Source organism: Sediminibacterium sp. TEGAF015 (assembly GCF_025997995.1).
GTDB lineage: Bacteria > Bacteroidota > Bacteroidia > Chitinophagales > Chitinophagaceae > Sediminibacterium.
This window is the reverse complement of record NZ_AP026683.1, coordinates 2,469,769-2,487,819: the sequence shown is the minus strand read 5'-3', so window position 1 is coordinate 2,487,819 and position 18,051 is coordinate 2,469,769. Positions and strand designations below refer to the sequence as shown.

Annotated in this window: 18 protein-coding genes; 12 read left to right on the top strand and 6 right to left on the bottom strand. The window is 37.5% G+C overall.

Annotated elements, in window-relative coordinates:
- Positions 1 to 75: 75 nt before the first annotated feature.
- A complete protein-coding gene (gene serS, locus TEGAF0_RS11130) occupies positions 76 to 1,404 on the bottom strand; it encodes a serine--tRNA ligase (RefSeq protein ID WP_264898274.1) in 1,329 nt (442 codons plus the stop codon).
- A gap of 16 nt (positions 1,405 to 1,420) precedes the next feature.
- On the opposite strand from serS, the gene TEGAF0_RS11125 reads away from it, so the two are divergent.
- From TEGAF0_RS11125 to TEGAF0_RS11085, 9 genes are all read left to right on the top strand, one after another.
- Positions 1,421 to 1,765 (top strand): hypothetical protein, encoded by a 345-nt coding sequence (locus TEGAF0_RS11125; protein WP_264898273.1) that lies wholly within the window; start codon positions 1,421 to 1,423, stop codon positions 1,763 to 1,765.
- A gap of 67 nt (positions 1,766 to 1,832) precedes the next feature.
- Positions 1,833 to 2,210, top strand: coding sequence for a glycine cleavage system protein GcvH (gcvH, locus tag TEGAF0_RS11120; RefSeq protein ID WP_264898272.1), 378 nt, complete (start codon positions 1,833 to 1,835; stop codon positions 2,208 to 2,210).
- A 4-nt stretch (positions 2,211 to 2,214) separates the two neighbouring features.
- Positions 2,215 to 2,757, top strand: coding sequence for an RNA polymerase sigma factor (locus TEGAF0_RS11115; protein WP_264898271.1), 543 nt, complete (start codon positions 2,215 to 2,217; stop codon positions 2,755 to 2,757).
- On the top strand, positions 2,754 to 3,578 hold the full coding sequence (locus TEGAF0_RS11110; protein ID WP_264898270.1) for an anti-sigma factor: 825 nt from the start codon (positions 2,754 to 2,756) through the stop codon (positions 3,576 to 3,578). The genes TEGAF0_RS11115 and TEGAF0_RS11110 overlap by 4 nt, the downstream gene beginning before the upstream one ends.
- A 39-nt stretch (positions 3,579 to 3,617) precedes the next feature.
- Positions 3,618 to 5,396: an ATP-binding protein gene (locus TEGAF0_RS11105; RefSeq protein ID WP_264898269.1), complete on the top strand. Its 1,779-nt coding sequence runs from the start codon at positions 3,618 to 3,620 to the stop codon at positions 5,394 to 5,396.
- Positions 5,356 to 5,751 (top strand): VanZ family protein, encoded by a 396-nt coding sequence (locus tag TEGAF0_RS11100; protein WP_264898268.1) that lies wholly within the window; start codon positions 5,356 to 5,358, stop codon positions 5,749 to 5,751. Before TEGAF0_RS11105 ends, TEGAF0_RS11100 begins: the two co-directional genes overlap by 41 nt.
- A 425-nt stretch (positions 5,752 to 6,176) precedes the next feature.
- Positions 6,177 to 7,076, top strand: a complete 900-nt coding sequence (locus TEGAF0_RS11095; RefSeq protein WP_264898267.1) for a radical SAM/SPASM domain-containing protein — start codon at positions 6,177 to 6,179, stop codon at positions 7,074 to 7,076.
- A gap of 37 nt (positions 7,077 to 7,113) precedes the next feature.
- Positions 7,114 to 7,566, top strand: coding sequence for a MarR family winged helix-turn-helix transcriptional regulator (locus tag TEGAF0_RS11090; protein ID WP_264898266.1), 453 nt, complete (start codon positions 7,114 to 7,116; stop codon positions 7,564 to 7,566).
- 22 nt (positions 7,567 to 7,588) lie between these two features.
- Complete coding sequence (locus TEGAF0_RS11085; RefSeq protein WP_264898265.1) at positions 7,589 to 9,064, top strand: glycoside hydrolase family 10 protein; 1,476 nt, start codon at positions 7,589 to 7,591, stop codon at positions 9,062 to 9,064.
- Here the strand turns inward: TEGAF0_RS11085 and TEGAF0_RS11080 are convergent, their stop codons facing one another.
- Positions 9,065 to 9,562 (bottom strand): SRPBCC family protein, encoded by a 498-nt coding sequence (locus TEGAF0_RS11080; protein WP_264898264.1) that lies wholly within the window; start codon positions 9,560 to 9,562, stop codon positions 9,065 to 9,067.
- Positions 9,563 to 9,613: 51 nt separating this feature from the next.
- On the opposite strand from TEGAF0_RS11080, the gene TEGAF0_RS11075 reads away from it, so the two are divergent.
- Entirely contained in the window at positions 9,614 to 12,760 is a 3,147-nt protein-coding gene (locus TEGAF0_RS11075) for an ATP-dependent helicase (protein WP_264898263.1), read from the top strand.
- Between the two features lie 9 nt (positions 12,761 to 12,769).
- Entirely contained in the window at positions 12,770 to 14,158 is a 1,389-nt protein-coding gene (locus tag TEGAF0_RS11070; RefSeq protein ID WP_264898262.1) for an Ig-like domain-containing domain, read from the top strand.
- Positions 14,159 to 14,183: 25 nt separating this feature from the next.
- On the opposite strand, the gene TEGAF0_RS11065 is transcribed toward TEGAF0_RS11070, so the two are convergent.
- Positions 14,184 to 15,041, bottom strand: a complete 858-nt coding sequence (locus tag TEGAF0_RS11065) for a 3-hydroxyacyl-CoA dehydrogenase family protein (RefSeq protein WP_264898261.1) — start codon at positions 15,039 to 15,041, stop codon at positions 14,184 to 14,186.
- A gap of 81 nt (positions 15,042 to 15,122) precedes the next feature.
- Between TEGAF0_RS11065 and TEGAF0_RS11060 the strand changes: the two genes are divergently transcribed.
- A complete protein-coding gene (locus tag TEGAF0_RS11060) occupies positions 15,123 to 15,764 on the top strand; it encodes a MerR family transcriptional regulator (protein ID WP_264898260.1) in 642 nt (213 codons plus the stop codon).
- Here the strand turns inward: TEGAF0_RS11060 and TEGAF0_RS11055 are convergent.
- From TEGAF0_RS11055 to TEGAF0_RS11045, 3 genes are read right to left on the bottom strand one after another with little or no spacing between them, the layout of a single operon-like run.
- Complete coding sequence (locus TEGAF0_RS11055) at positions 15,753 to 16,850, bottom strand: mechanosensitive ion channel family protein (protein ID WP_264898259.1); 1,098 nt, start codon at positions 16,848 to 16,850, stop codon at positions 15,753 to 15,755. The genes TEGAF0_RS11060 and TEGAF0_RS11055 overlap by 12 nt on opposite strands.
- A complete protein-coding gene (locus TEGAF0_RS11050) occupies positions 16,847 to 17,623 on the bottom strand; it encodes a UDP-2,3-diacylglucosamine diphosphatase (RefSeq protein WP_264898258.1) in 777 nt (258 codons plus the stop codon). The genes TEGAF0_RS11055 and TEGAF0_RS11050 overlap by 4 nt, the downstream gene beginning before the upstream one ends.
- A complete protein-coding gene (locus tag TEGAF0_RS11045; RefSeq protein ID WP_264898257.1) occupies positions 17,620 to 18,045 on the bottom strand; it encodes a gamma-glutamylcyclotransferase family protein in 426 nt (141 codons plus the stop codon). The genes TEGAF0_RS11050 and TEGAF0_RS11045 overlap by 4 nt, the downstream gene beginning before the upstream one ends.
- Positions 18,046 to 18,051 lie beyond the last annotated feature (6 nt).

Sequence of the window (18,051 nt, the reverse complement as noted above, 5' to 3'; positions counted from 1 at the left end):
AGCCGACCCATTTAGTTGAGTCGGCTTTTTATGTAGAAAGTAACTGATTTATGGTTTAATAAGAAGATTCCCATTTTAATGAATCCGCTCTGCCCCAAAATAAGGGCGTAAAGCAGCTGGAATATAAATACCCTCTGCTGTTTGATTGTTCTCTAACAGACAAGCCATGATTCTCGGTAATGCCAGAGAGCTACCATTGAGGGTATGCACCAATTGGGTTTTACCATCTGCCCCTTTGAACCTACATTTCATTCTGTTGGCTTGGTAACTTTCAAAATTACTAACACTGCTCACTTCTAACCAACGATCTTGTGCAGCGCTGTATACTTCAAAGTCGTATGTGATGGCACTAGTAAAGCCCATATCACCGCCACATAAGCGCAGAATGCGATATGGTAATTCAAGGGATTGCAATAGATTTTCTACATGCAATACCATTTCATCTAAAGTTTCGTAGCTCTTATCGGGATGTACAATCTGTATGATTTCTACTTTTTCAAACTGGTGTAAACGGTTGAGTCCACGAACATCTTTTCCATAACTACCCGCTTCTCTTCTGAAACAAGGAGAATAAGCTGTCATTTTCACTGGAAAATCAGATTCTTTTAAAATGGTATCTCTATATACATTAGTCACCGGCACTTCTGCGGTTGGAATCAAATAAAAATCGTCTTCCGTTGCATGGTACATTTGCCCTTCCTTATCGGGTAATTGTCCTGTGGCATAGGCAGAGTCTGCATTTACCATGAAGGGCGGAAGATATTCCGTGTATCCGGCTGCTGTATTAAAGTCTAAAAAATACTGAATCAAAGACCGCTGCAATTTGGCTCCTTTGCCTATGTATACAGGGAAACCGCTTCCTGTAATTTTATTGCCCAATTCAAAATTGATCAGGTTGTATTGGGTAGTCAGGTCCCAGTGAGGAACAGCGCCCTCGCTTAGTTGCGGTTTTGCTCCCCCCGTTCTTACTACTTCATTTTCTTCTGGGGTTTTTCCTTCAGGAACCATATCTGCTGGCAAGTTCGGCAACTGAACCAGCTGCTCTGTCAGCTCTTTTTCTAACTGCGCCATTTTCTCTTTCAATGGCTCCAGTGTTTGTTTCCAGTTGGCCACATTTTGTTTAATGGCTTCTGCTCCTTCCTTATTTCCCTTAGCCATTAACTGACCAATTTCCTTAGATGCTGCGTTCACTTTGGCTTGTGTTTCATCAAAAGCTGCCTGCACTTTCTTGCGCTCCTCGTCCATCATAATAATGGAATCCACCAGTTCCGGCTGTTTAAAATGCTTTTTAGCCAACTGCTGTTTTACTTTTTCAGGATTTGCTTTTAATACACTTACGGGTAACATTTGCTCAAATTTGGTGCAAATATACCCTTTCGGTAATTGATGATGGCATGCTTTCATGGTTTACCTTTGCACCATGTTTATTACAGATGATTTACAGCAACGCTGGTGGGCTTTGGAAGCCAAATTGGTAGAAAGATTCGGGAAGAAGCCTGATTTGGAAGCCGTTTTATTTTTGATTGGCCTTCAAGAAACCGGATTTATGGCCGAAAAAATTTCAAAGGAACAAAAGCAGGACCTGATGCATGTGGCCGTTTGCACTGTATTGGCACAAAGCGGATACTACCTGTTGGAGGGTAAAGACGAAGAGGGATGGCCGCATTTTGGACAGATAAAGCCTTTACCAGAAATGAGTTTACCAGACCAGGAGAACTTTATCAAAGACCATGTTTTACTATATTTTGAGCAGGCAGACTTTTAAAGCTGATTATATTTAATTTTCTGCCTTCAATTTTTATTGAATATTTGCATAATAAAAACAACGCGATATGAATTTTCCAGCTGAACTACGTTACACAAAAGACCACGAATGGATTAAATTAGAAGGTAATGTTGCCACCATTGGCATTACTGATTTTGCCCAGCACGAGTTGGGTGATATTGTATATGTAGATATCAACACCGTTGGGAAAGAATTATCTGCTGAAGAAGTTTTTGGTACCGTAGAAGCAGTAAAAACCGTGAGTGACTTGTTTTTACCTGTATCAGGAACCGTAACTGAAGTGAACGCTTTATTGGAAAAACAACCAGAATTGGTGAATACTGATCCTTACGGAGATGGCTGGATGATCAAAATGACGGTAGCAGACCCTTCAAGTGTGGATGGATTGATGACCAAAGAAGCTTACGAATCCCTTGTAGGATAATCATTTGAATCCCAATCAACAATATACAGAAGCAGAACTTGTTTTGTTGTTAACCCAACGAAACGAAGCTGCTTTTAGTTATTTATACGACCACTACTCAGGCGCTTTATACAATAGCATTCTGAGTATTGTTTCCGATGCGGAAATAGCTGCAGATACCCTACAGGAAGTTTTCGTTAAAATATTCAGACAAATCGGCTCTTACGATAGCAGTAAGGGCCGTTTGTATACATGGATGTTAAATATTGCCCGCAACGCGGCAATTGACACGACCCGAAGCAAGGGATTTCAAAAAAGTCAACAAAACCAATCGCTCTCCGAAACCGTATATGAATCAGCAGGATCTGTTAACATAGCTTCAGACGATCTGAATCTTCGTAAATGGGTGAATCAGCTAAAACCCGAATGGAGTGTCCTGATTAAACTTGCGTATTTTGAAGGGTATACCCAGGATGAGATGTCAAAAATGCTGGACATACCACTTGGTACCGTTAAAACAAGGCTGAGGGCGGCATTAAAAGAATTGCATAAATTGATAAAAGATTGAATACAAGGGAATACATAGAAAGCGGCATCATTGAGTCCTATGTGTTAGGCATGGCCAGTCCGGAGGAAGCTGCGGAATTGGAATCACTTTGCCTTCAGTTTCCTGAAATTAAAGAAGCGCTGACAGCATTTGAAATAGCATTGGAAAAAAATGCAATGGCCAATGCTATTCCTCCGCCACCAAGTATTAAAAAGGCTTTATTCAAAGAGCTGGAATCTTCTTTTGCAAAAACCAGTTTACCAGAAGAGCTTAGCCATACAGCGTTGCCAACTCAGCCAACACCAGTAGTAGCTATGAATTACTTCAGTCGCTATTTTGCTGCTGCAGCAATCATTTTATTGGTTGTAAGCGGAGGCCTGAACATCTATTTCTACAGTAAGTTTACACAAACTACCCAACAATACCAGGCCCTCCTACTTGAGAAAAACACATTACAAGCAAATAATCAGATCATGCAAACCAAGAGTCTTGATCTCTTTAACAGCATGCAAATGATGGCCGATCCAAATATGCAAAAAATTGCTATGCCGGGTATCCCTGGTAAAGAAAGCAATTATGCCACTGTTTTCTGGGATGCAAAATCTAAAGATGTTTATATACTTCCCAATAAACTACCTCAACCAGCACAAGGAAAACAATACCAACTCTGGGCTATTGTTGATGGTAAACCTGTAGACGCAGGCATATTAGGAGATTGTGCCGGGTTATGTAAAATGAAAAATATTCCTACAGCTTCCATGTTTGCAATCACACTTGAAAAAGAGGGCGGAAGTCCTACTCCAACACTTACTGAAATGTATGTTGCAGGAAAGGTTGGATAGAATAATGAATTACGGTTATCTTTATTCCGTACAATCTATATGAACGCAGATCAAATTAAGAAAATACTGGGATTAAAGAAAGCAGTTATTTCACTGGAGAATAAAATCTTCAACCTGGTTTCTTTTCTTGTTTTTATCGCAATGACAATCAGCCTTGCCAGTAATATTTTACTGGAAAGAGATTCACTTTTATTAAGCATGCTTTTATGCATAGCTATGGTTTCCTTTTATGTTTTTTACATATCCCGATATCAGGAGAAATTTGTTCCGATTGGGTTGATGTACATTGTTTTCAGTCTTTTGTTTTTCATACCCATCTGGTTTAGCAACGGAGGAATCGAAGGCCCTACAAAGACAGCATATCTAATGAGTGTAGTTGCGGCTATGATGATTTTACCTAAACGTTATCATCTTTTATTCATAGTTGTGACAATTGGGATAATCTTGACACTGTATTGGTTGGAATTGCAGCATCCTGAATGGATTGTTAAATACCCGAATGAAAAAGCCAAGCATACAGATATTCTTGTCAGTACTATTCTTTATCTGCTAATCATATCTATCAGTGTAAGCTTATACAAGCGAACGTATGATATGGACAGAAACAGTCTGATAAAAAAATCAATGGATCTTGAAGAGTCCAGAGAGTACTTATCAGAAACCAAACAACAGGCAGAAGAAGCCACAAAGGCAAAATCAAGATTTCTAGCCAATATGAGTCATGAAATCAGGACCCCTTTAAACGGTATTATTGGAACTATCGATTTATTGCAACATACCACATTAAGCGGAGAGCAGGAAGAATTAATGATGTCTTTAAAATCGAGTAGCACGCATTTATTGGAAATCGTAAACGATGTGCTGGACATTTCAAAGATTGAAGCAGATAAACTGGAATTATTTGAAGGCCCCTGCAACCTCGAGAATATTATTCAGCAAGTAACTGCCATCAGTTCTCCCAGATTAATCGCGCTGAAAAAGAATATAACCTTAACTGCTGGCGTTCAACCAGGAGTAGAGTCTGAGATTATTGCGGATGAGAGCAGAATCAAACAGGTTCTAATTAATTTGGTAGGCAATGCTATTAAATTTACGGAAACAGGTACTATAAAACTGGAAGTCAGCGCTAATATGATTGACGAATCGCTACAGGAACTTCATTTTGCAGTAAGCGATTCGGGTATAGGTATCAGTGAGGAGAATATACAATCACTGTTTATCCCTTTTACACAAATAGATTCTACAGCTACCAGAAAACACAGTGGTACCGGTCTGGGGCTTTCTATTTGTAGAAAAATCATTGAAGAAATGGGAGGTAGAATCTGGGTAGAGAGTGAATTAGGAAAAGGTTCCAGCTTCAAATTTATCATTCCGGTTCAAATTAATTTAGTTAGAAAAAGCCAGCAGCCTCAGCAAAGAAATGCTGCCGGCGCTATAAGTGGAGCTGAAATCAAACCATTAAAAATGCTGGTTGCTGAAGACAACAATATGAACCAGCTTTTGGCTACCAAAATGTTCAAGAAAATAGGGTACATCATTGAAATTGCAAACAATGGAAAGGAAGCTGTTGAAATGACCGCTAAATACGACTATGACCTTGTTTTCATGGACATCCATATGCCAGAAATGGACGGTATTGAAGCAACTCAGAGAATTCTGAACAGTGGGAGAACAAAAGTTCCTATCATAATAGCAATGACGGCCAACGCAGTAAAAGAGGCTGAAGCAGAGTACTTACAGCTTGGAATGAAAGACATTGTTACCAAACCATTTACCATTGAGCAACTTAGGAAAGTATTGGAAAAATGGACCCATTAAACCCATTTTATTCTTTTTATTCTTTATCACCAGTTTTGTAGTCTTTACTTTACCAGCCAGTAGAGTTCCCAGAATTTACTGGATTAATATACCCCATTTCGACAAATTGATTCATGCTGGCATATTTATATCATTGTGTTCATCAGCCTATCTGTGGCTGGTGAATAGCTTTCCTGATTTTGAGAGAAGAATTGCCTGGACCATTGTGTTAGCAATGGGTTTCTATGGAATACTGATTGAATTTATACAAGCTAATTTTATCCCCGGAAGATCATTTGAGATATTAGATATACTGGCTGACTTGGCTGGTTGTATGGTGTTTTGGGGATTCAGGTTCATCATTAAGCGACTATAAAAAAGTTGGCCCCTGTAGAAACAGAGGCCTCAACCAAAACTAACTGCTTATGAGAAAAATGTATAGAACTGCTTATTCTTTCTTAATTATTTCAAACCCTATGCCAATTCAATTTTTTAGTTGTTAAGGATTCATTAATCATCCGCTTTAACTATATTGTCTGTATATATAGTAGACGCAGAAACTTTGAATCTGTTTAATAAAGAATTGTTAAAAGGCATAAAAAGCTAAGCACCTTTAAGTTAAGAAATATTTTTAATGAAATCAACAAATTCAATTGAGTATTTTTGAAAATGCCCTATTTTAACCTGCATGACAGCCTAAACTTATTATCTAAACTTACCATAAAACGGATTTGGAACGGTTTACTGGTATATTGCAGCTTCAGGCTATCCAGATTACTTTCCAGACCCATTCAGTGGGGAATGCCAATTTCTATTTCATTTGAACCTACTACATCCTGTAATTTAAGATGCCCGGAGTGTCCCAGCGGACTAAGAGAGTTTACACGCCCTACAGGTATGCTGCAAAAGGATTTTTTTCAGCAAACCATTGAAGATATAGCTCCGGAACTTTTGTACTTGATTTTTTATTTTCAAGGAGAGCCCTATTTAAACCCCCATTTTTTGGAAATGGTCAGGTATGCACAAAATAAAGGAATCTATACCGCCACATCTACCAATGCACATTACCTGACTGATGAAAATGCAAAAAAAACGGTAGAAAGCGGTTTGGATAGATTAATTATTTCCATTGATGGAACTACCCAAGACGTATATCAGCAATACAGAGTCGGTGGTAAACTGGATAAAGTAATTGAAGGTGCTAGAAATATTGTAAAATGGAAGAAAGCGCTCAACAGCAAGAAACCGTTTGTATTTTTTCAGTTTCTGGTAGTTAAGCCCAATGAACACCAAATTGAAGAGATTAAAAAACTTGGAAAAGAGATAGGGGTAGACCAGGTACGTTTTAAAACGGCTCAAGTATATAATTATGAAGAAGACCCCAATCAGCTCATACCCCTTAATAATAAATACAGCAGGTACAAAAAAGGGAAAGATGGCAAAATGAAGGTGAAAAACGGCCTTAAAAACTATTGCTGGAAACTATGGCACGCCAATGTAATCACATGGGATGGCCTGGTTGTGCCTTGTTGTTTCGACAAAGATGCGATGCATCAGTTGGGTAACCTGAAAACCCAAAGTTTCAGAGATACCTGGAAAAACAGCAATTATCATCAATTTAGAACAGAAATCCTACATAGCAGAAAAAATATAGATATCTGTTCCAATTGCAGCGAAGGACTTAACGTTTGGGAAGATTAAAAAGAATGTTTGTACATTAATTTTTACCTTTATCAGCATGGGAATAGATAAAGATATTCAGCAGGATAATTTCAGGAGTATTTATCAGAAATTATCCATCAACCTTATTTTTTCTACCAACTGGATTACGGAGAAAATCAAGAGCATTTTACAGGAAGAAGATATTACGCCTCAGCAATACAATATCCTGAGAATATTAAGGGGTAGCAAAATACCATTAAGCACACTTCAGATAAGAGAAAGAATGCTCGACAAAATGAGCGATACCAGCCGAATTGTAGAACGACTGGTAAAAAAAGAACTAGTTGAGAAAAAAACCAGCAATATCGATAAGAGACTGGTTGACGTTAGTATTGCCGAGTCCGGTCTGGAATTATTAAAAAGACTAGATCAGAAGAACGAAGAACTGGATGCAATACTTCAAAACCTAAGTCCTAAAGAAGCTGCTGCATTAAGTGATTTACTAGACAAAATGAGAGAGAAGATTTAAGTAGATGGCTTATCTTCATAGTATGAAAAACCGGATTTCCATCCTTTTATTTATTCTAAGTATTACAAGCCAGATTGGATTTGCACAAAGTTCTCCTAACTATGAATTCAGGGGAGTCTGGATTGCAACGGTTGAAAATATTGACTGGCCGTCAAAAAGAAACTTATCGGTAGCTGAACAAAAGGCCAGCTTTATCAGATTACTCAATTTGCATCAATCCAATGGAATGAACGCAATCGTAATGCAAATCAGACCTGCAGGCGATGCGTTTTATCCTTCACAATACGAGCCTTGGAGCGAATATCTAACGGGGAAACAGGGACTTCCTCCGAATCCATATTATGATCCACTGGAATTCATGATAACAGAAACCCATAAAAGGGGTATGGAATTTCATGCCTGGCTGAATCCATACAGAGCCGTTTTCAATGTATTTAAGTCTTCAGTAGCACCTTCACATATTACCAAAATTCATCCGGATTGGTTTGTAGTGTATGGAGATAAAAAATATTTTAATCCTGGGCTACCCGAAGTAAGACAACACACAGTAAGAATAGTGAATGATCTGTTGAAACGCTACGATCTGGATGCTATACATATGGATGACTATTTCTATCCGTACAGAATTTCAGGTAAAGAATTTCCGGATCAAAAAACATTTGAAAAATACGGGAATGGTTTAAGTAAAGATTCCTGGAGAAGAAGTAATTGTGACAGCATCATTGTAGACATTCACAGAACCATACGCTCAACTAACCCGAGAGTCAAATTTGGAATCAGTCCTTTTGGTGTTTGGAGAAACAAGAGCCAGGATCCAATGGGTAGTGATACAAAAGCCGGGCAAACAAACTATGATGATTTATATGCGGATATTTTACTGTGGTTAAGCAAAGGGTGGATTGATTATGTAACTCCACAATTGTATTGGGAGCGGGGTCATAATTTAGCTGATTATGATGTTCTATTAAAGTGGTGGAATGAAAATGGGTACGGGAAACATATTTATATTGGCCACGGAATATACAGAGGTGGCAGCAATGAGGCGTGGAAAGACAAGAACCAGATTCCTGATCAAATAAAAGAACTACGAAAGTATCCCACAACACAGGGCAGTGTTTACTTTAGCAGTAAGACATTTGAAAAAAATCTGAATGGATGGAATGATAGTCTAAAAAATAATTATTACCATCATCCTGCTTTGGTTCCTCCAATGACATGGCTGAACAATGATGCCCCCGATCAACCGGTTGTTACACGGGATGCCAATAACGCCAACATTCTGTACAATGGCCATTTGAAAATCCGTGGATTTGGGATTTTTAGTGTCCCTGTTGGGAGAGAAGTAAAATTCATCAATAGCCAGTTACTTCAATTGATAGTAACAGATAAGGAAGCAACCATTGATCTGAACAATATTCCGGATGTTAATGGCTGTAAATTATTTGTTGCAACCATTGATATTAACAATAATGTAAGCGCATTGAAAGCATTGAAATAACTATCCGAAAACAACAATATTGTTGGCTCCCGGCCATGCACCAAACCTTTCTTCTACCGCTTTATACCGGTGGTTAAATATTCCTTTTAGTTGACTTTTAACCATGATGACATGAGCAATGTCACCTAAAATCCAAAGCGGTAATTTATAGTGTACAATATCAGTCATTTCTACACCGCCCTCAATTTCTTTAAAATGATGCTGATGATGCCATAAGCTGTAGGGACCAAAACGCTGCTCATCCACAAAAAATTTCCGGTCGGTTACATGCGTTATTTCAGTCATCCAATACAAGGGAATGCCCAAAATAGGTTTTACAGTATATTCAATAATTTGGCCAGAGTACATGGTTGAACCATGATGCTTGCTGATAATATTAAAACCCAGATTGGAAGGCGTGATTTCTTTTAGATTATCGGGCTTGCTGAAGAATTCCCAGGCCTGGTCGAGACTAATAGGAATTTTTTGAACGGTTTTGATGCTGTAAACTCTTGACATAATATAATAATAACAGTATTTGCATAAGAAGGTTCATGGTATCTTTATAGAATGATAACCAAGGAAGAACAAAGGGCCTATTTTGAAGAAATATATGCTGCATTAAATCAGGCACAGAAACAGGCAGTGGATACCCTGGAGGGACCTGTAATGGTAATTGCAGGGCCAGGCACAGGAAAAACACAAATTTTAAGTGCCCGCATAGGAAAGATTTTATTGGAAACAGATTCAAATCCGGAAAATATACTTTGCTTAACTTATACGGATGCCGGAACGGTTGCCATGCGCAAAAGATTAATTCGTTTTATTGGCCCAGACGCTTACAAAGTTCATATTCATACTTTTCATTCATTCTGCAACGATATCATACAAGATAATTTATCTCTATTTGAGAAATCATCTTTAGAGCCCATTTCTGAACTGGAAAGTATAGAAGTATTTAAAGAACTGATTGACGGGTTCCCCAAAAATCATCCATTGAAGCGATACAGAGGAGATGTTTATTTTGAGATTAATAATTTGAAAAGCCTTTTCAGCAATATGAAGAGGGAGGGATGGGATACAGCAATGATTAATACGGCCATTGACAGTTACCTACGTGATTTACCCAACAGAGAAGAATTTGTTTATCAAAGAGCATACAAGCAGTTTAAAAAAGGGGACCTGAAACAAAATCAGATTGATCTGGCAACTGAAAAAATGGAAAAACTCAGGGCTGCTGTAAACGAGTTTGATCGTTTCATTGCTTTGATGAAAAAAAGAAACCGATATGATTTTGATGATATGATTCTTTGGGTTCTGCGTGCCTTTAGAGAGAATAGATTGATGCTGGCAAATTATCAGGAGCAGTTTCAATATATCCTCGTTGATGAATATCAAGACACCAGCGGAACACAAAACAGTTTGGTTGAACTATTGATTAGTTACTGGGAGCAACCCAATGTTTTTGTAGTAGGCGATGACGATCAGAGCATTTATCGTTTTCAGGGTGCGAATATTGAGAACATGGAGCGGTTTGCAGATGCCTATAGCAAAGATTTAAAAACTGTTGTCCTTACAGATAATTACCGGTCTACTCAACCTATTTTAAACGTAGCAAAAACACTGATTGACAGAAACCAGGAAAGACTGGTTAAAAAAATTCCGGGTCTTAGTAAAGATTTAAGAACAGCTAACCAGGAATTAGTGAATCTAAAGGAGCGGCCTAGAATTAATAGTTACGCCAGTGAACACCATGAAATGATTGGTATTACGCTTGATGTAGCACAGCTGATTAAAAATGGAGTTCAACCCGGAAGAATTGGCATTATCTATAAGGAAAATAAGTTTGGGGAATCGCTAAACCAATACCTAAGCTTATATAAAATTCCGGTTTATTCAAAGCGTGATCTGAATATTCTGGATTTACCGTTAACCCGGAAGATAATATCAATTCTCAGATACCTAGCTGCTGAAACTTACATTCCCTTCAGCGAGGACGAATTACTATTTGAGATATTACACTTTAACTGGTTTGGTATTCCTCCCATTGAAATTGCAAAACATTCAGCATTAGTAGCTGACAAAAGACCCAGAATCAGTTTGAGGGCTCATCTGGTAGACATCATCAATCAACCTCCCAGAGATTTATTCAGTCAATCCGTCCCTGGCCTTCACAAAGCAGTCAGTTGTCTTGAGAAGCTAATAGGAGATGTCCCTAACGTCACATTAATTAATCTCTTTGACAATATCATAAAGGATACCGGGATAATCAATCATATTATGCAGCATCCCGAAAAACACGCTTTGCTTCAGGAGCTTACTGCATTTTTTAACTATATAAAAGAAGAAACAAACCGTAATCCAACGCTGAATGTAAAGAGGCTGGTAGAGCTTATTGAATTAATGCATAAAGAAAAAATAAGGCTGCCATTAAAAAAAGTGACAGGTAGTGAAAAGGGAGTAAATCTATTGACTGCGCACGGATCAAAAGGGCTTGAATTTGAGTATATTTTTTTCATGGGATGCAATGCAACTTATTGGGAAAAAAAGAGAAAGCCAGGTGGGGGATATACTATGCCAGATACTCTTTTTGCTTCTCAGCCTGTAACCAGCGAAGAGGAAGAACTAAGAAGACTGTTTTATGTAGCACTAACCAGAGCAGAAAAACAACTCCATATTTCTTTTAGTCAATACAAGCTGGATGGGAAGCCCATAGAGCCTTCCATGTTCATTGCAGAAATTCAAGATAGAGAAGAAATAGAAATTACGAATGTAAATCTGGAAAATAATATTGTGAGTGAATTTACTGCTTTGCAATATCAGGAATCTCTTTTGCCATCTATTGAAAAAGCAGAAGCTGCATTTATTGAACAGGTGCTTCAGAAATTTGTAATGAATGTGACTGCTCTCAATAATTACTTAAAATGTCCACTCCAGTTTTACTACAATAATTTGGTTCGTGTCCCTTCTGGTAAATCGGAAGCTACTGAATTTGGCTCTGCCATTCACGAAGCTTTGCAAAGATACTTTCAGTTCATGCTGAATAATAAGGAGTTCCCACCAAAAGAAGCTCTTGTAATGTTCTTTGAAGAATACATGGAGAAAAACAGAAAAAGCTTTACACATGAACAATTTAAAAGAAGAATGGAATATGGACTGGAGGTTTTACAGAACTACAGAGAAGCTTACATTGACAAATGGAATAAAATAGTGGTGATTGAAAGGAATATCAATAATGTTGTTGTTAATGGAGTACCCATCAAAGGAAAGCTGGATAAATTGGAGTTTAATGGAAAATTGGTAAATGTTGTAGACTACAAAACAGGTGATATAGAAAAGGCAAAAGATAAATTACTTCCTCCTGATGAAAAGCAACCCAATGGAGGAGACTATTGGAGACAAGCGGTATTCTATAAAATTCTCGTTGATAATTATGAGCAAAAAGATTGGAAGGTAATTAGCAGTGAGTTTGATTTTGTAGAACCAGATAGCAAAAAGAACTACAAAAAAGTAACAGTAAACATAAATGAGCAGGACATTGCAACGGTAAAAAATCAGATAAGCACAGTTTGGGATAAGATACAGGCGCATGATTTTTATACTGGCTGCGGTAAAGAAGACTGCCACTGGTGTCAGTTTGTTAAATCCAATGAACTCAATGTTTCTTTGGCCGAACTAAATCCTGAAGAGCTAGAAAACAATACCGAAACCTATTAATTTTGCCGAATGCTGATGCTGAATCATAGAACTAACTTGATATTACTACTTGTATCTTTTTTCTTTACATCCTGTGCCAATATTATACCACCCAGTGGTGGTGACAGAGACAGTTTGCCACCGGTATTGGTGTCTGCTTTTCCTAAAGATTCGGCAATAAATGTTTCACCCAAGCTGATCACTTTAACATTTGATGAATATATTAGTCTGCAAGATGTAAATAGCAATCTGATTGTTTCACCAACAATCAAAGACAATCCCATAGTTGACAATAAGCTTAAAAATGTAACCATCAAGTTTAAAGACAGCTTAGAAGCCAACACCACCTACTCACTTAATTTTGGCAATTCCATTAAAGATGTTAACGAAGGGAATATCATCAAGAATTTCAGATATATTTTTTCAACCGGCAATACAATAGACAATTTCAGTTATCGTGGAAAAGTAGTATTGGCCGAGAAGGGAAGTATTGATTCTACTCTAATTGTATTACTGCACAATAATACCAGCGATACTGCCATTTTTAAAAATCGACCTAGGTATTTTACCAGAATCAACGGAAAAGGAATATTTGAATTCAATAATTTGTCTGGTGGATATTATACAGCTTATGTATTGCCAAATGATTTTTCAAAAAAATACGATGATAGTACCAAGCTATTTGCATTCAGGTCAACGCCTTTACTTATTAATTCAAATACAGTTACCGATACTTTCTATGTATTTGAAGCATTTAAAAGAAAAGCTGCGCAGGCTACTTCAGCAGCAACAAATGTTTCAAAGACAGATACCCGTTTAAAATTCACCAATAGTTTGGATAATGGCACACAGGACTTGTTGTCACCATTAGAGTTAAAGTTTGGAAAACCAATCAAAAAAGTAGATAGCAGTAAATTGGTATTAACAGATTCTAGTTTCAACTCTGTTAAACCCGCTGTAATCAGCCTGGATTCAACCAGAACCATCCTAACCGTCAATTTTCCCTGGAAGGAACAAACAAGATTTAATTTAATTGTATCAAAAGATGCAGTGGAAGATACCGCAGGAATTGGGCTGATCAAATCTGATACTTTGAAGTTCACAACCAAAAAAGAAACTGAATACGGAAGTATCAGACTGCGGTTCAATAATATCAATTTGCAAAAAAATCCAATTTTACAGTTTATTCAATCAGATAAAATCATTGAATCCATTCCACTCAGTTCCAGTGAGCTAATCAGAAAGCTATTTAAATCGGGAAGTTTTGACATGCGGATTTTATACGACACCAATAAAAACGGAGTCTGGGATACAGGCGCTTTTGGGAAAGTGAAACGTCAACCTGAAATAGTTCAATTAATAACAAAACCATTGTCTGTAAGAGCGAACTGGGATAATGAAGTGAATATAGAGTTATAAACAACATTGAGAGCTTGTTATACGCTTACTCATAGTCATAAAATCCCTTTTTAGTTTTCACACCATACTGCCCCAGATCAATTTTTTCTTTCTGAATGATGGAAGGTTTAAGCCTCTCTGGTTTTCCCAGATCTTCCCATACAATGGTGCTGACACTGTAATTAATATCGAGTCCTATTAAATCCATTAACTTAAAAGGACCCATTTTAAAACCGGCAGCTTCCAACACTTTATCTGTCTGTTCAACGTTTGCTTGCCCGGATTGCACAAGGTACATGGATTCAAGGTAATAAGGTCTGGCCACTCTGTTTACAATGAATCCGGGCGAATCCTTACAGATTACAGGTTTTTTTTGCATGGACGCTACCAGCGAAACCATTGATTGAACAATAGCAGGATTGGTTTCCTTTCCCTGAATAATTTCTACCAGTTTCATTAAAGGAGCAGGATTAAAAAAGTGCAACCCAACCAGCTGGGCAGGAATATCAATACCGGAAGCAATTGCATCAATGGATATTGAAGAAGTATTTGATGCCAGAATGGTATCCGGACTATTCACCGTAATTAGTTGATTGAACAGATTTATTTTAGCTTCTTTTTTCTCTATAATAGCTTCAATGATCAGCTCTCCCTTACAATCTGTCAACTGATTGGTGAATTGAATTTTATTCAGAATTCCCTGAAATTCCTCCTGGGTGATTTTTCCTTTCTCCTGCAGTTTTTCAAGATTCTTACGGATACGTTGACTTGCTGCAAGTAAAACAGCCTCATTCAAATCGAATTGTACAACCTGATAACCAGCTGTAGCAGCTACCTGAGCTATTCCACTCCCCATAGTTCCCGCTCCACAAACCACTATTCTTTCAATTTTTCTGATTTCCATAGGATTGCAAGATACTTACATCTTTTCCACCAAAGCTCCTGCCCGTCTGTTTTTAGATGAATTTGGCACTAATTTTACAGCATGGCTAATCTTTTACAACAACTGGACTTATTTGGAATGCCCGTTGAAGCGGCTCCTGCAGCAAAGCCCAAAAAGCAGCCAGTAAAAAAGACAGCCCCTCCGGTAGCCGATCCAGCACCTGAAGTTGACAATTACAGTTCAGCTGTAGACCCGGTTATTTATGCCAATAATCAAATTGTTGTAAAGGTTAAAAAGGAAAAGGAAGTTACTAAGGTAAGGGCTTCAAAGTCTATAAAAGTGCCTGGCAAAAGAGGTAGAAAATCATTTAAAGAAATGGATGCAGCTGTTGATTTAATTGACATACCTACTGATGAAATGCTGAAACAAAAGCTATACTATTCCATCAGTGAGGTTGCTTCCTGGTTTAAAGTGAACACTTCATTGTTAAGATATTGGGAAAATGAATTTGATATATTACAGCCCAGAAAAACAAGAAAAGGGGATCGTTTGTTCAGAGTAGAAGATATAAAGAACCTGCAACTTATTTATTTACTTTTGAGACAAAGAAAATTCTCCATTGAAGGTGCTAAAGCCTACCTAAAGTCCAACAAGAGTAAGATAGATACAGAGACATTACTTGTGCAAACGCTGGGTAATTTTAAAAAGTTCCTTCTTGAACTGAAAAGTTCATTAGACAGCTGATCTATTGGTAACAAATACATCTGTTGACGCACCTGCCATTTGAATTTTCATTCCCTCCATTATTGCAATAATCTGCAACAAATTCTCTTGTTTTTCTTGTAGAAAAGATTGCATGGGCTGCTCTACTGATTGCAGATATTCAATATTAACCACATGGGCATTTTTACCTGTGTCTACCAAATGAACCGCAATGCCTTCCAGCTGTTTTGCTGACAACAAGTTCCTTACTGCTTCAATAAGCTCGGTCAATTGACTTGTGGTTGCGTCTAATCCGATTTCAATTTTAATTTCTGCTTTTCTATGCGTTCTTAATGATATATTATCAACAATGGTGTCTACCATTTGCTTATTAGGTACAGAAATATAAGTCTTCTCCATTGTACGGATGCGTGTACTTCTCAAACCAATTTTTTCAATCGTGCCCGTAAAGCCGTTCACTTTAACCAAATCTCCTGTATTGAACGGCTTGTCAAAAAATATAATGAAGGAAGCAATTAAATTTTCAAGACTTTCTCTTGTAGCCAATGCTAAAGCTGCGCCTACAATGCTTAGTCCTGTTAATAAATTACTGATATCCTGATCAAAGGAGAAGCGCAGTATCATTAAAATACCAATAATAACAAGTATTGCCTTAAAGAAATCCTTAAAGAAAATAATCAGCTGGTTATCGGTCATGTCAGCTGTTTGATTGGCTTTTTGTTCCAGAATCAAAGCAATGAACTCAATAATCCGGATACATAACCAGATAAATACAAAAATCAAAACTCCGTCAGCAATTGCATCAAGTACAGCCTTCAGAGATACCCTGTAAACATTTACGTTTAAAATCCGTGGAAACTTTAGCTGATCAAGAGTAATAATTGCGATAACTAAAAGCAAAAAATAATCCAGTGGCTGCACAACTAGATTCAAAAAAGACTCTCTTGCTACATGCTTCCCGGCTTTACCAACTGCTCTGAACATGAGTTTAGCAAGGTATTTGGAAAGGACTCTTTTAATTAAAAGAATTGCCAGTATAATCAATAATACAGTCAAATAACTTTGTATGGTATTATCCAGTACTACTTTTTGGAGTAATTCTTTCATAAGGAGTTGGGTGATTCAAATTTTTTCAATTGCATATCTTCCCCATCAAACTCAGCATAGGTAAAATTTTTAATCCAGTCCCCCAGATTAATATACCTACTGCTATTGGAAAGTGTAAAGTCAATAGGGAAATGCCGATGGCCGAAAATGAAATAATCATAATGGGCTTTTTTGAGTTCTTCTTTACAGTACACAATCAGCCATTCATTTTCTTCTCCCAGAAAATGATCATCCGCAGTTCCGGTTTTCTCCTTGCTTTTTTTACTGAAATAATCAGCAAGTCCTATACCAATATCAGGATGCAATAGTCGGAACAATCTTTTGCAAAAAGAATTTGTAAAAATCTTTTTCAAGAATTTGTAACCATGATCACCTGGGCCCAGCCCATCTCCATGTCCTACGAGAAACTGTTTATTATTCCAGTTGAACTGTTGTGGTTCATGATAAACTTTTATATTCAGTTCTTTCTCAAAATAACCTTCCATCCATAAATCATGGTTCCCGGTAAACACTGTTATAGGAATACCTGCATCACTTAGCTCTGCAAGTTTTCCCAGCAATCTGGTAAAACCCTTCGGTATGGCTTTGTTATATTCAAACCAAAAATCAAAAATATCTCCAACAATAAAAATGGCAGCAGCAGTTGACTTAACTGATTCAAGAAACTGAACTACTTTTTTTTCGCGAATCAGACTTGACTCATGGTTGGGTGCTCCCAAATGAAAATCTGAGAGAAAATAAATCTTCCTGTTTTTATGAGCTTCCAATTTCATAATTGGCCTCTTTGTTTTAGATAGGCCAGCAAATCAGTTTCAGCAATGGGTTTTCCCTGCTCTATACTTCCATTATACCAATACACCCAGGCCTTTTCTTCTTTATCATTCAGATATACTGTTGTTAAAACCCTTTTATACAATGGATGTTCTCCTTCTTCTGCCTGCACTCCTTCATAATCATCTAATTGAGCAAAAGCCCAGGAACACTCTGATGGCACTTTGATGCTGTACAACTCTCCTTTGATTAATGAATGATCCGAAGGAACTGCTGCCGGAAAATCAGGGAGCTGATATAATTTACCGTTAACAAAGGCCTCTCCTACCAGTGTAAAATATTTACTGATATAACCGTAAGCTGGATTATTAAACCCACTTCTTAATGAACCATAAACAAAAAGATTACGACAAGTAAGTTCCATGAAGTT